General features: G+C 46.2%; 15 protein-coding genes. 11 read left to right on the plus strand and 4 right to left on the minus strand.

Annotated elements, in window-relative coordinates; genetic code table 11:
• Nucleotides 1-49 precede the first annotated feature (49 nt).
• Nucleotides 50-1030, plus strand: a complete 981-nt coding sequence (locus H065_RS0115370) for an aldo/keto reductase (RefSeq protein ID WP_026136267.1) — start codon at nucleotides 50-52, stop codon at nucleotides 1028-1030.
• Nucleotides 1031-1214: 184 nt separating this feature from the next.
• Here the strand turns inward: H065_RS0115370 and H065_RS0115375 are convergent, their stop codons facing one another.
• Nucleotides 1215-2066 carry a GGDEF domain-containing protein gene (locus H065_RS0115375; RefSeq protein WP_338010878.1) on the minus strand — a complete coding sequence of 284 codons (852 nt, stop codon included), beginning with the start codon at nucleotides 2064-2066 and terminating at the stop codon, nucleotides 1215-1217.
• 609 nt (nucleotides 2067-2675) lie between these two features.
• Between H065_RS0115375 and H065_RS0115380 the strand changes: the two genes are divergently transcribed.
• The 5 genes from H065_RS0115380 to aguB all read left to right on the plus strand — a co-directional run bounded on the left by H065_RS0115380 (nucleotide 2676) and on the right by aguB (nucleotide 6699).
• Complete coding sequence (locus H065_RS0115380; protein WP_017813973.1) at nucleotides 2676-3557, plus strand: alpha/beta fold hydrolase; 882 nt, start codon at nucleotides 2676-2678, stop codon at nucleotides 3555-3557.
• A 225-nt stretch (nucleotides 3558-3782) separates the two neighbouring features.
• Complete coding sequence (locus tag H065_RS0115385; RefSeq protein WP_017813974.1) at nucleotides 3783-3983, plus strand: cold-shock protein; 201 nt, start codon at nucleotides 3783-3785, stop codon at nucleotides 3981-3983.
• A 190-nt stretch (nucleotides 3984-4173) separates the two neighbouring features.
• A complete protein-coding gene (locus tag H065_RS0115390) occupies nucleotides 4174-4398 on the plus strand; it encodes a cold-shock protein (protein ID WP_017813975.1) in 225 nt (74 codons plus the stop codon).
• A gap of 246 nt (nucleotides 4399-4644) precedes the next feature.
• Nucleotides 4645-5673 carry an agmatine deiminase family protein gene (locus H065_RS0115395; protein ID WP_017813976.1) on the plus strand — a complete coding sequence of 343 codons (1029 nt, stop codon included), beginning with the start codon at nucleotides 4645-4647 and terminating at the stop codon, nucleotides 5671-5673.
• Nucleotides 5674-5820: 147 nt separating this feature from the next.
• Nucleotides 5821-6699, plus strand: a complete 879-nt coding sequence (gene aguB, locus H065_RS0115400) for an N-carbamoylputrescine amidase (RefSeq protein WP_017813977.1) — start codon at nucleotides 5821-5823, stop codon at nucleotides 6697-6699.
• Nucleotides 6700-6959: 260 nt separating this feature from the next.
• On the opposite strand, the gene H065_RS26060 is transcribed toward aguB, so the two are convergent.
• Genes H065_RS26060 through H065_RS0115415 form a run of 3 tightly spaced genes read right to left on the minus strand, consistent with a single transcriptional unit; the run spans nucleotide 6960 to nucleotide 9452 of the window.
• On the minus strand, nucleotides 6960-7139 hold the full coding sequence (locus H065_RS26060; protein ID WP_017813978.1) for a FeoB-associated Cys-rich membrane protein: 180 nt from the start codon (nucleotides 7137-7139) through the stop codon (nucleotides 6960-6962).
• A gap of 55 nt (nucleotides 7140-7194) precedes the next feature.
• A complete protein-coding gene (gene feoB / locus H065_RS0115410) occupies nucleotides 7195-9228 on the minus strand; it encodes a ferrous iron transport protein B (RefSeq protein WP_017813979.1) in 2034 nt (677 codons plus the stop codon).
• Entirely contained in the window at nucleotides 9225-9452 is a 228-nt protein-coding gene (locus tag H065_RS0115415; RefSeq protein ID WP_026136270.1) for a FeoA family protein, read from the minus strand. Before H065_RS0115415 ends, feoB begins: the two co-directional genes overlap by 4 nt.
• Nucleotides 9453-9691: 239 nt before the next feature.
• Between H065_RS0115415 and H065_RS27055 the strand changes: the two genes are divergently transcribed.
• The 5 genes from H065_RS27055 to H065_RS27930 all read left to right on the plus strand — a co-directional run bounded on the left by H065_RS27055 (nucleotide 9692) and on the right by H065_RS27930 (nucleotide 13482).
• Nucleotides 9692-11026, plus strand: a complete 1335-nt coding sequence (locus H065_RS27055; RefSeq protein WP_017813981.1) for a DUF2207 family protein — start codon at nucleotides 9692-9694, stop codon at nucleotides 11024-11026.
• A 287-nt stretch (nucleotides 11027-11313) separates the two neighbouring features.
• On the plus strand, nucleotides 11314-12171 hold the full coding sequence (locus H065_RS0115425) for an aldo/keto reductase (RefSeq protein ID WP_017813982.1): 858 nt from the start codon (nucleotides 11314-11316) through the stop codon (nucleotides 12169-12171).
• Between the two features lies 1 nt (nucleotide 12172).
• The gene (locus H065_RS27060; RefSeq protein WP_017813983.1) at nucleotides 12173-12673 is read left to right on the plus strand and encodes an SRPBCC family protein; all 501 of its coding nucleotides are present in this window, start codon (nucleotides 12173-12175) and stop codon (nucleotides 12671-12673) included.
• A 31-nt stretch (nucleotides 12674-12704) separates the two neighbouring features.
• Nucleotides 12705-13166: an SRPBCC family protein gene (locus tag H065_RS27065; protein ID WP_017813984.1), complete on the plus strand. Its 462-nt coding sequence runs from the start codon at nucleotides 12705-12707 to the stop codon at nucleotides 13164-13166.
• A gap of 154 nt (nucleotides 13167-13320) precedes the next feature.
• The gene (locus H065_RS27930; protein ID WP_017813985.1) at nucleotides 13321-13482 is read left to right on the plus strand and encodes a hypothetical protein; all 162 of its coding nucleotides are present in this window, start codon (nucleotides 13321-13323) and stop codon (nucleotides 13480-13482) included.
• Nucleotides 13483-13511 lie beyond the last annotated feature (29 nt).

Consider the following 13511-nt stretch of genomic DNA (forward strand, 5'->3'; position numbering starts at 1 on the left):
AGAGGAACCATCCTATTCTATGCCGAAGATGGCGGAAAGAGGCAGTGCAATGGATTATGTGAAGCTTGGACGAACAGGGCTGGATGTATCCCGGATTTGCCTGGGATGTATGAGCTATGGAATACCGGATCGTGGACCTCATCCGTGGACATTGAATGAAGAAGAAAGTCGACCTTTTATCCGGCAGGCGCTGGATGAAGGGATCAACTTTTTTGATACAGCCAATGTGTACTCGGATGGTACAAGTGAAGAGATTGTAGGTCGTGCTCTGCGGGATTTTGCCACTCGTGATGAAGTGGTAATTGCCACCAAAGTTCATGGTAAAATGCGCTCCGGCCCCAATGGCGGCGGATTATCCCGTAAAGTGATTATGACGGAGATTGATAACAGTCTCAAGCGGCTCGGAACAGACTATGTGGATCTGTATCAGATTCACCGCTGGGACCCGAATACACCGATCGAAGAGACATTGGAAGCGCTCAATGATGTTGTACGTGCCGGCAAAGCCCGTTATATTGGCGCTTCTTCCATGTATGCATGGCAGTTTATGAAGGCGCTGGATATTTCCAAAAGTAAAGGCTGGGCTTCCTTTGTATCGATGCAGAATTATGTGAATCTGCTGTACCGGGAAGAAGAAAGGGAGATGCTGCCGCTCTGCAAAGCAGAAGGAATAGGTGTTATCCCATGGAGTCCGCTGGCGCGAGGCAGATTGACCCGCGATTGGGAAGCAGAGACTGCCCGCTCTGAAAGTGATACATTTGGGCAGGGATTATATGCCAATACAGCAGATGCCGATCGTCAGGTAGTAGAGCGCGTCGCACAGATTGCCGAGCAGCGGGGAGTTCCGCGCGCGCAGATCGCTCTAGCCTGGGTACTGCAAAAAGAACCGATCTCTGCACCCATCGTTGGCGCAACCAAATTGAATCATCTGGAAGATGCAGTTGCTGCACTGAATATCCAATTAACTGAAGAAGAGATTCGCCAGCTGGAAGAACCTTATGTACCTCATCCGGTTGTAGGTTTCCAGTAACCAAGCGGTCAATATCTATCGCTGATCATAACGCTTTAATTCAAACAAGCACGTAGGCAGATGATTCGCCTACGTGCTTGTTATTTATTCAGATCGTCCATACGGGCTCTGTAGTTCTTGGTTGTAGTTCTTGGTTGTAATTCTCAGCCACATGCACGCTTACTCTTCGGACGATCTGGATCTATCAAGCGATATGAAGTGCAGTGACGATTTTGTTTTTGCCGGAACGTTTGGCCTGATACAGATAACTGTCTACTCTTTCAAACAGGTCTTCTTTGGTGAGACCCGGCTCACAGCTATGCAGACCAATACTGACGGTTACTGTCTGATTATTTAGCTCTTTCCAGCGCAGTCCGGACAGGTGACTGCGTATACTCTCGACCAGCTCATAGGCTTCATCGAAGTTTTTGTCCAGAATCAGCAGTGCAAATTCTTCACCGCCATACCGGGCAGCAATATCGCTGGAAGAGATATACTGCTGAATGACCTGGGATATAATGCCGAGTACCATATCCCCGACACGATGTCCGTACGTATCATTAATCTGCTTGAAATTATCAATATCCAGCAGAGCCAGATGCAGGCAGGAACCCTGGCTGGCGTAATTAAAGGCTGTATCATAATAATCGCGAAACGAAATCTGATTGTACAAGTTGGTCAATCCATCTGTCTTGGAGAGCTTGCTCATAATCGCATTGCGAACGATCAGCTCCTGCTTGGCCTGCATCGTCTGCTGCAGATCAACCATCAGCTCGCGGCCGCTAATAAGAATAATATGGGCAATAACCGTACCTGCAAGAATAAATGAAGGAGTAGCGACAACGTCAAAAGAGGATAGGAAATCACGGAAGTGTGCGTCACTCAGATATAGAGTTACAAACGTCACCATTTGCAGAATAGAAGAAAACCACAGCAGTCGTTTTCTAAAGAAAATGACGGAAGAGAATATGGGCATCAGACAAAGCGCAGGAATAATGCGAACATCATAATTGAGATAAATAATTACCCATGTAATAAATGTGCTTGTAATAGACATGGCATAAAAGATGAAATGCGGCTGCTGCCTGTGAATCCAATGCGTCCAGATAATCATACCGCTCATTAATACGGCAGGAACCAGCAAAGTGTTAATATAGAAGTCATATTTGCTTATTGGATAATACAAAAATAAAAAACACCCTAACTGGGCGATAGTATGAACGAAAACGACAAGCCAGTAGGAACGGATAAACTTGCTGATCCACTTAGACTGGTTGCCCAGTTGTTCGGGATAATTATGGGGAAGCTCTAGAAATTTCATAAAATCACCATACTGCCTGATTCGAATGTAGATTGCACGTTAACCTAATTATTATAGATCATTACTCAGGCAGATTAAAAGGCAAGCATTACCAATCATTGCTCAAATAAAAAGTATATTTCATAACAGCCTACCAAGAAAAAGCCTACTAAGAAAATCGCTAAAAAGACGAATCTCTCCGCTAACGCATTATATAGAAGGAAAGATTCGTAAATAATCAAAATTCAGCAGGCCGGGTTTCACTTTGGTCAGACGTGTTAAATATAGAAAGACGAGTTAATAAAGAGACGATTCTTTTTCACTAATGCACATAACATCCAATATTCACTACAGGAGGCGCAGATCATGACTACTTTTACGACACCGCTGGAGATTGAACATCATACAATAGCTACGAACGGGATCAATCTGCATGTAGCGCAGGCAGGTCCAATGGATGGACCGCTTGTTATTCTGCTGCATGGATTCCCCGAGTTCTGGCATGGCTGGATGAATCAGATTGAAGCACTGGTAGCTGAAGGATACCGGGTATGGGCTCCCGACCAGCGCGGATATAATCTCAGTGACAAGCCGCAGGGGATCGAATCCTATACACTGGATGTACTGGTGGATGATATTGCCGGTCTGATCCAATCGTCCGGACATGCCCAGGTAGATATGGTAGGTCATGACTGGGGAGCGATCGTACTTTGGAGATTGTCGGAGCGTTATCCGGAGCTGATCCGTCGACAGGTGATTATGAATGTACCTCACCCGGCAGTAATGATGGACTTTTTGAAAAGTCATGCCAAACAGATGATGAAGAGTGCTTATGTATTCTTTTTCCAGATTCCCGATCTGCCCGAGAAAATTCTGGCGTCCAAAGATTGGAAGCGTCTGACCGGTATGCTGCAGCAGTCTGCCAACGAAGGAGCCTTTTCCGAAGAGGAGCTTGATCTGTATCGTGAAGCCTGGTCACAGCCGGGAGCAGATACAGCGATGCTCAACTGGTATCGCGCCCTCATGCAAAAAAGACCCGAGATTTCGGATACAGCGATGATTACTGTTCCTACACGCATGATCTGGGGTTCCAATGATCAGGCACTGAGCAAAGAAATGTCCGACCTGAGTATCCGTAAATGTGAAAATGGAGAATTGATCCATTTGGACCACTGCACACACTGGCTGCACCATGAAGATCCAACGCGCGTCAATACCTTGATATTGCAGCATTTGAAGTACGATTAAAGACAAAAAAAATAAAATTACAAAAATTACCTTATAGTCATTGTTTTTCTTCAGGTTATGGGTTATAATAAGAATATCGAAATCGTGACCTGAACTCACATATTGTAGAGGGTTATTATTTTGAAGGTTTATAACCTTGTACAATATGTGATTTTTCTATTTTATCGGATGTATTTTCCTCTGAATAAAGAAGGTCATGTAAATTTAATTTTGGAGGTATTCCACATGCAAACAGGTACAGTAAAATGGTTTAACGCAGAAAAAGGTTTTGGTTTTATCGAGGTTGAAGGTGGCAACGATGTATTCGTTCACTTCTCCGCTATCCAAGGTGACGGCTTCAAAACTTTGGACGAAGGCCAACGCGTAGAATTCAACGTAGTTGAAGGAAACCGTGGACCACAAGCTGAAAACGTTGTAAAACTGTAATTCAGCTAAGAGACGCCCTTAACGTTTGTTAAGGGTGTTTTTTTATTAAGCAAGCCCATGTATTTCCATGAGCTGGATGATACGGTATTTTTTACTGTTGTTATATTCTTTATCGGTAGTACTCAGTGAACATTGAATAGATGGCCGCAAATACTAGCGAAATATTGATCACGCTCTGGGAGGGGACTACATGTACTATTCACGGAAAAATCCATTGCAAGAGATTCCTACAGAAATGACTGATATCTGGGTATGCACGGATTCGGAGTGCAACGGTTGGATGCGTAATGATTATGCGCTTGCCGAAGAGCCGGTTTGCTCACAGTGCAAGTCACCTATGACCCGAGGACAAAAAGAATTGCCTGTTCTGGATTATGCATATTCCAGTAAGGGTAAAGCCGCTAAAAAGAAATAATAGCACAAGCACATAGGATTATATGAACGTGCCACTTTATTGAGAGCATCTGAACAGGCTCCGGTAGGGTGGTTTTTTGTTTGTGTCCAGAAAGTATAATCCTTTACATAAAATTTACGCAAATCACTTTACAACGTGTACAGGTATTGTATGATATAGTTTGTTCCAATTGTTTGGCGTATACAGCCGATGAGCAGTTGATCGGAAGGCATGACCTATACCATATGAATAAGGTGACGAATACGAATGAAACCAATTGATTTGCAATATAAGATGCCTGCCGAGTGGACAGCGCATGAACGTACCCTATTATCCTGGCCTGTACAGGATTCCATGGTATATCCGGAGGATTACGAGAATGTATGCAAAGGCTATCAGGAGCTGGTCAGCGCTATTGCCGAGTTTGAACCGGTGACGCTGGTCGTGAATCCCGATGATCTGGAGAAAGTGGAAGCTCTGTTCCAGGGACAAGCCGTAGATTTCCTGCCATTGGAGCACAATGATGCATGGCTGCGTGATAACGGACCGACCATTGTTATGAATGAAGCTGGTGAGCGTGCCGGTATCAACTGGGGATTCAACGCCTGGGGCGGCAAATATGAGCCATGGGATCTGGACGATGCTGTCGCACCGGCAGTACTGAAGCATCTTGGCCTGCGTCAATTTGATGCTCCGCTTGTGCTCGAAGGTGGATCGATCCATGTAGATGGTGAAGGCACGATGTTGACTACCGAGGAATGTCTGCTGAATACGAATCGTAATCCGCAGCTGTCCCGTGAACAGATTGAACAGCATGTTAAGGATTTCACCAATGTAGAGCAAATCATCTGGCTGAATCGTGGTCTGGCTGGCGACGAGACGGATGGTCATGTCGACAATGTCGCTTGTTTTGCTGCACCGGGCAAAGTTATTCTTCAAGTGTGCAATGATCCTGCCGATGATAACTATGAGATTACTCAGGAGAATCTGCGTATTCTGGCAGAAGCGACCGATGCACGCGGGCGCAAGCTGGAAGTGATCCAGATCGAACAGCCACCGCTGGTGATGTATGGTGAGCAGCGTCTGACACTGAGCTATCTGAATTTCTATTTTGTAAATGGCGGTATTATTCTGCCGGTATTCGGCGGCACCGCTGAAGAAGCAGATCGCAAAGCCATCGAAGTACTGCAGCAGACTTTCCCGGATCGCAAGATTCGTACGATTGACGGAATGGCTGTTATCCGTGAAGGCGGTAATGTGCACTGTACTACCCAACAGATTCCTGCGGGCAAGTAAGCGCCAGCAGATACTTTACTAACTATAGACAAATTGTAACGGTATATATAGAAGCAACAGCTGTATAAATAGCAGTCAGTAGGAATGTTATGCCAAAGACAGCAGGTTACGAACTCAATCCATTCCGGAAAGGATGAACCCCATATCATGAGAAATGTAAAAGTAGCAGCTACACAAATGAGCTGTTCCTGGGATATCGACGAGAACATCCGCAAAGCAGATCGCCTCGTACGCGAAGCGGCAGCACAGGGTGCACAGATTATTCTGCTGCAGGAGCTGTTTGAGACTCCATACTTCTGTCAGAAGGAAAAAGCGGAATATTACCAGTACGCTACCGAACTGGAGCACAACAAAGCGATCAATCATTTCCGTGCAGTAGCCAAAGAACTGGATGTTGTACTGCCAATCAGTTTTTATGAAAAGAAAAACTATGCGCGCTATAACTCTCTGGCTGTGATCGATGCAGACGGCGAGATTCTGGGACGCTATCGCAAAAGTCATATTCCGGATGGTCCGGGTTATGAAGAGAAATTTTACTTTAATCCGGGAGATACCGGTTTCCAGGTCTGGGATACCAAATATGCCAAAATCGGCGTAGGTATCTGCTGGGATCAATGGTATCCGGAAGCTGCACGCTGCATGGCACTGATGGGTGCAGAGCTGCTATTTTACCCGACAGCGATCGGTTCAGAGCCGCAGGATACGTCGATTGATTCCAAGGATCACTGGCAGGCATGCATGCTCGGTCATGCAGGTGCCAACCTGATTCCGGTGATTGCCTCCAACCGCATTGGCAAAGAAGAAGACGAAGATTCTTCGATCAACTTCTACGGTTCTTCTTTTATCGCCGGACCGCAGGGCAATAAAGTAGAGGAAGCGGATCGCAGCAGTGAAGGTGTGCTGGTAGCCGAGTTCGATCTGGATCTGCTGGAGACCCAGCGTCTGGAGTGGGGAATCTTCCGCGACCGTCGTCCGGATCTGTATCAGATGATTGCTACGTATGACGGTGAACGCCGAATCAAGTAATCCGGCAGGACGATTTGAGGGACAGGAATGGTTTTCTCCTTCTCAAATTAGTCCGGTATATCAGCGTTGTTTGTCATAACGGATACGATACAAGAATGAGCGAATATACAAACAAAGCAGAAAATATATAAACAGGCTGTAGATCATGATGCATAGTGATCTACAGCCTGTTTTATTTGCTATGACGTATTCGGTTAGGTAGATACGAACTGCTCCCACTGTAATCCGGATGATACGAGGATCGTAACCTATGAACCATCTTACTGGGTACCGGTGCAATCCGGTTTGGCTATCGTAGAGGGTTCGGTGGTACAGTAGCCGGCACAGGTTCGTGCTGCAGGGCAGCTGGTACAGGCGCCTTGCTTGCTTTTTTGCCAGAATCGGTAAAACATCCATCCGGCATATAGCAGGATAATGGGCAGCAGAATCCAGTTGATCATGTACAGAACCTCTTTTCATTTTGAATAGATGAGCAGTTAACAGCAGCCAGAAGTATCATACATATCCAATCAGCCGGCCCAATTGATAAATCAGCAGAGCCAGCACATAAGCGATCATTACGGCATACAGGATAGAGAAGCCGGCCCATTTCCAGGATTGTGTTTCTTTGTGAATAACGCTGACTGTAGCGAGACAGGGCGTATACAGCAGCACAAACACCATAAAACTAAATGCCTGCAGGGCTGTAAATGCGCTGCCCAGCTGTAAGCCCAGACCCTCCATCGTAGGCGCATGATAAATAATATTCATAGTAGAGACAACGACTTCCTTGGCCATAAAGCCGGTCAGCAGTGCAGCAACGGCCTGCCATGTACCGAATCCGACCGGGTCCAGTAGAGGAGCGAATACCCCGCCAATTGCAGCCAAAAAGCTATGATCCATATCTACCCCATATCCCTGCATACCCAGATGGGACAACAGCCAGATCGCAACGGAGCCGGCGAGGATGATCGTACCTGCCTTGTGCAGGAAGCCTTTGACCTTTTCCCAGGTATTACGGAAAAGAGATAGCGGCTGCGGAACACGGTAAGGTGGCAACTCCACCAGAAAAAATGACTTTTCCCTGGCAAATAGTGGGCTGTTCGATAGAAGTCTCGCTAGTCCCAGCGCGACGACCATACCAAGTAGATACAGGATCATAACGACCACCGCCTGATGGCGTGCGAAAAATACTCCGGCAAACAGCGTATAGACTGGCAGCCGTGCAGAACAGGACATTAGCGGTACGAGCAGAATAGTCAATAGACGCTCCCGTCGCTGTTCAATTGCACGCGCAGCCATTACTGCAGGAACATTGCAGCCAAACCCAATAATAAACGGGATAAAGGCTTTACCATTCAAGCCGACATATTCCATCATCCGGTCCATCAGCAGGGTGATCCGAGCCATATAACCCGAGTCTTCGACCAGCGAGATCATCAGGAACAAGATCGCAATCTGCGGCATGAATACGAGAACTCCGCCTACACCGGCAATAATTCCGTCAACGATCAACCCTTGTGTAAATGCCGAAGCACCGAGTAGCTGGAGGAGGGAAGTGGCGCCACTGCTAACCGGACCGGCTATCAGCGCATCGATCTGGTCAGCCAGTAGATTGCCTGCCCAGTCAAAGGTTAATTTGAAAATGGTAAACATCATCAACAGAAAGATGGGAATACCGAACAGCGGGTGGGTGAATACGGCATCGACCTTCTCGGTAAGTGTCCGGTTGCCAGAGCGGCTATGGTCTGCTGCCAGATTGTACAGATGAGTGATCCACTGTGTGCGGATTCGGTGCAGATGTTCTGCAGGCGTAGATTCTTCATGATCTGCAGTCAGACGTGTACTACACAGCTCCAATTGCTGCCGGATCCATCCGGGTGGCAGTAGGGAATAGGCGTACTGTTCCACTACCGGATTACCTTCTATAAGCTGCAGCGCTACCCAGCGTGAATATTGTGGTGCACGTTCTGGCAGCGCAGCCTGGATCGCTTCAGCGAGCGTCAGCGCCGTATCTTCGATGATAGACCCATAATCCAGTCGGAAAGACGCTTTGGCTCCATCATGGAGGGAAGGAAGATCATTCAGCTGCTGCAGTAAGGCACGTGTACCTTGCCCGGAGCGTGCAATAATGGGAAGAACCGGAATACCCAGTTCTGCAGCCAGCAGCTGCTCATTGATGAGTATTCCCCGGCCGCGTGCTACATCGATCATATTCAGGCCAATGACCATTGGACAGCCGTATTCCAACAGCTGCACAGTGAGGTACAGATTACGCTCCAGCTGCGAAGCATCCACGATATTGATCAGGCTTGCAGGTGGCTCATCGATCAGGAAGCGCGAAGTCACACCTTCGTCTAGCGAGAGTGGATGCAGCGAATAGGCACCGGGCAGATCGACCAACAAAGCGGATCTGTCTCGCAGGGTACCTACCTTTTTCTCTACCGTGACTCCAGCCCAATTGCCTACACTCGCATACGAACGAGTCAGTTTGTTGAAGAGAGAAGTTTTGCCGGTATTGGGATTGCCGAACAGGGCAATAGTATTCATGAACCGATAACCTCCAGCAGACGGGCTTCGCGCTGACGGATACCAATAAATTGTCCTTTGTATTCGATAATGATCGGCCCTCCCCAGAGACCACGACGGGTAATCGAAATCGTCGTACCTTCGCGTATGCCCAGATCCATCAACCGCCGTCGAAGCAGCAGATCGAGACTCTCCAGGGAATGAATACGTACCGAGTGACCAGATGGGATAGAAGTTAATTGCATATTAGAACAGAGATACACTATTTCATCTCCTCGTTGAGAATGATTATCATTTTTGATGAATGTAAAATAACACAGATTACATGATCTGCACTATGATGTATTTCTCTTTAGCAGGAATTATTTACGGAAAAATCTTGATGTGCATCTCATATCATGAAAATAGTGCCGATAAAGTACGTATAGTCATTAAGCAAAATATACATACAATGGGTCAAGAGAAGAAAGCGAGGGATAGGTTCATGGAGCTGTCCGTTTGGTTCGAGACGATTATGGTCTGTCTGATTATGTTGAGTTTGCTTATCTGCATGTTTATATGGATCATTAAGGGATGTTATTATCTGTATGGGCGAATTTATCCGCAAAGCTATGAGAAATATGATATTTTAGAGCTTAATCTGATCTATAATCGAGGCAAAGTATATCGCAATGCCATCTTTGCTGGATTGCTGTCTCTGTATAATAAAGAGCTTATTACAATATCACTTCATCCCAAGCATTGGACAGATGTACGGAAGCTTCGCTTTACACTGACAGAGCAATATGAGTACACAGAGTTAAGTGAAGATGAGCAATATTTGGTAGACTGGTTATTTCAGAATAAAGAGGGATACCAGTTCCGCCTGCATAACATTTCCGGTCCTTTGCCAAATGAGACCGAGGATATAGAGCGACTTCAATTCTATCGAGAACGGTTGTGGCAGCTGAATGAAGATCTAGCGGGATGGAGAGAACAGCTGCAGGGTAAATGGAAGCTGAAGAAGCTGCTGGAAAAAACATGGATCCGAAAACTGTTCGTCCTGCTTGGGGGCCTGACGACTATGATGCTGTGTATTTTACTGGTTTTTGTCGGCTCAGAAGATGTATGGATTATGTTGCCCATAATTATTATTGGTTTCGGATGGTTACTTATATTTTTATATGTGGCGGATTGGTCCAGGAATGTTCTGTTGATCCATGCAGGTTGTATGTGTTCCCTCTGTATCATATACGGTATTATGTACAACCCGAATGTGATACTGACGATAATCACTATATTCAGCTGTTTGCTGCCCATCTATGTATTGCCGTTCAGTCGCAAGCAGCTGCGCTGTTCACAGATTCGCTGGTTCAAAACACAATTGATGCGCGGGAAATACCAATATGTTGATGATCCGCAAAGGCTGGAGTACTTAATTCAGGCTAGTATGGTACTTCAATGTGGTGAAGTTTTTATGGATAGGCATAAGGAATGGATCGAATGGCAGACTGACGAACATGAAGAAAACCATACTTTTCTAATGCATGCATGGCAAATGGTAGAAGCAGAAGAGGCTATTTTTGATTTATATCCTGTAGTTGCACGCTGGAGAGGACGATACGAAGTCGTTCATTCCGAGGATGGAGAAGATTACGTCGAATACTATTATGACGACTATTACAGCAGTGACTATTACGATGCCAGTGATCCTTCGAGTGGGGATAGCGATTACTACAGCAGCGACAGTTCAAGTGACTCATCCAGTAGTGATAGCTCCAGCGATTCATCGAGCAGCAGTTCGGACTCATCGGACAGTTCAAGCAGCTCCAGTGATTAACCGATTTGGAATATATTCAGGTAGCTATCCTGGACGACAGCAGATAAGCCTATTCTAATGATATACCCTCCCCAAGACAGATACTTCTATAGATGAAGTCTCTGTCTTTTTGCTATTTCTACGTAAATACGGTGGATTCAATAGCACTTACGGTTCTCCAACAGGCTATATCGGTTAATGGGTAAATAAGGAGTACCATATGTATATTACCAAAATCCATATATCACACTTTAGGCACAGAAAGATAGACTGTAGGATAACCGCCAATTCGAGAGGAGCTTCCACCGATGAACAATACACGTTATATTACATTAAAAGACGGAACGCAGCTGCCTGCAATCGGGCAGGGGACGTGGAATATGGGAGATGATTCTGCTCGCAGAGCAGAGGAGATCGAGGCACTTCAATATGGATTGGAGCTGGGAATGAACGTCATTGATACGGCAGAAATGTATGGCGAAGGACGATCTGAGTCACTGGTCGGCGAAGCGATTCAGGGGCGACGGGATAACGTATTCCTCGTATCCAAGGTATATCCGCATAATGCAGGTGGTGAGCGTCTGGTCAGCAGTTGCGAGAATAGCCTGAAGCGTCTGGGAACCGATCATCTGGATCTGTATTTACTGCATTGGCGCGGTCAGATTCCTTTGCATGATACGGTGGAAGGTATGGAGAAGCTGGTTCAGCAGGGCAAAATCCGCCGCTGGGGTGTATCCAATCTGGATGTTGAGGATATGAATGCATTGCTTAGTCTGCCTGACGGCAAAAATTGTGCAACCAATCAGGTATTATACCATCTTGGTTCGCGCGGGATTGAACTGGATTTACTGCCATGGCAAGAGGAGCATCAGATGCCAATTATGGCCTATTCGCCGCTGGCACAGGCAGGCACATTGCGCCGGGAGCTGCTTTCCCATCAGGCGCTGCAGGATGTGGCCGAGCAGCAGGGAGCGCATCCATTCCAGATTATGCTGGCGTGGTGTATCCGCAGTGGTAATATTATGGCGATTCCCAAAGCATCCAGCCGCGAACATGCCGAGAGCAATGCAGCGGCTGCCGCGATTGAACTGACTTCCGAGCAGTTGGATCTGCTGGATAGAGCTTTTGCTTCACCGTCGCACAAAGTACCACTGGACATGATTTGATATGACACACCATTATCTGTTTGTCAGCAGCTGGACGATCGGCACACCCCGTGAGCAGTTATGGGAACTGGCTGATCATATCGAGAACATCGACTTCTGGGATAACGTGAATTTTGAAAAAGTGAAACAGGGAAGCGGTCCGGAAGGCATTGGCGATACGTTCCGCTGTACGTTTAAGACGAAAATGCTGTTTCGTCTTTCGATTTTGCTCAAAGTCACAGACAAACAAAAACCTGATCAATTTACCCTGGAAGTGGAAGGACCACTATCTGGAATCGGTACCTGCTTTATGAGCAAAACAGATGATGGACAATCAACGATGCTTCGGTGTGAATGGAAAGTTCGCATCCATCATCGTCTGCTGAGAGTCGCAAACCGGGCGATGCGTCCGGTATATATATGGAGCCACGACAAGGTGATGGACGAAGGCGTGTATGGCGTAGCAAGACAATTGAAAGCGGAAGTAACAGACACTCACCATGAAACGACAATATACCGCTAATTCCTGGCAATGAACGCATGGAGGGTTGAGGATGGGCAAGTATCAGTTTACAGACAGTTGGCTGCTGGAGGCAGACATATCGGATGTATGGCATCTGATCAGTCATTTTGAGCAGATTAACTGCTGGCAGGGTGTATCTTTTGACAAGTTGAACGACCAAGATCATCCTGCCGGTATTGGAGACAAGTATCTGATGAATATGAAGACCAAGCTGTGGTACAGTCTGTCTTTTCATTTTCATGTTATTGAGAAGCAGGCTCCTTATCTGATCCGTCTGCAAGCTTCCGGTGATCTAAAAGGGTATGGGGTCTTTCGTTTGGAGCAGGTGGGCAACTGTACACGGCTGCACTATTATTGGGAAGCCCAGACACGCAAGTTCTGGATGAATCTATGCGAGCCATGGATGAGACCTTTTTTTATCTGGAATCATAACCGGGTAGTAGGAGAGGGGATTCGAGGATTATCTGATTATTTGAGAAGCCCTTTGCTATGATGAGCAGGATAGTATCTATTCGTTAATAAAAGAATACAGAAATAGAATAATGTAAACGCGCATGTTTACTTTCTACAGAGAAGGGTAAATTGTAGTTAAGCAACAACGCGAAGAAGAAAGCAAAACAATTGAACATCTAAGGAGGAAGAACATCATGACTGGAAGAAAAGCTCTGTGGACAACAATTGGACTGGGTGCTGTATATCTGATACGTAACAAAGGTGCTCGCGACAAAGTAATGAATCAGGTACGTAATATCTCCGGCGCTATGCGTCAAGGTAAAAGTACAACGACAACAACGAATCTTAATCAATAGGCAATCAAGAAGGTTAAAGTCTAACCTAT

This window comes from Paenibacillus shenyangensis, from assembly GCF_000346635.1.
Taxonomy (GTDB): domain Bacteria; phylum Bacillota; class Bacilli; order Paenibacillales; family Paenibacillaceae; genus Saccharibacillus; species Saccharibacillus dauci.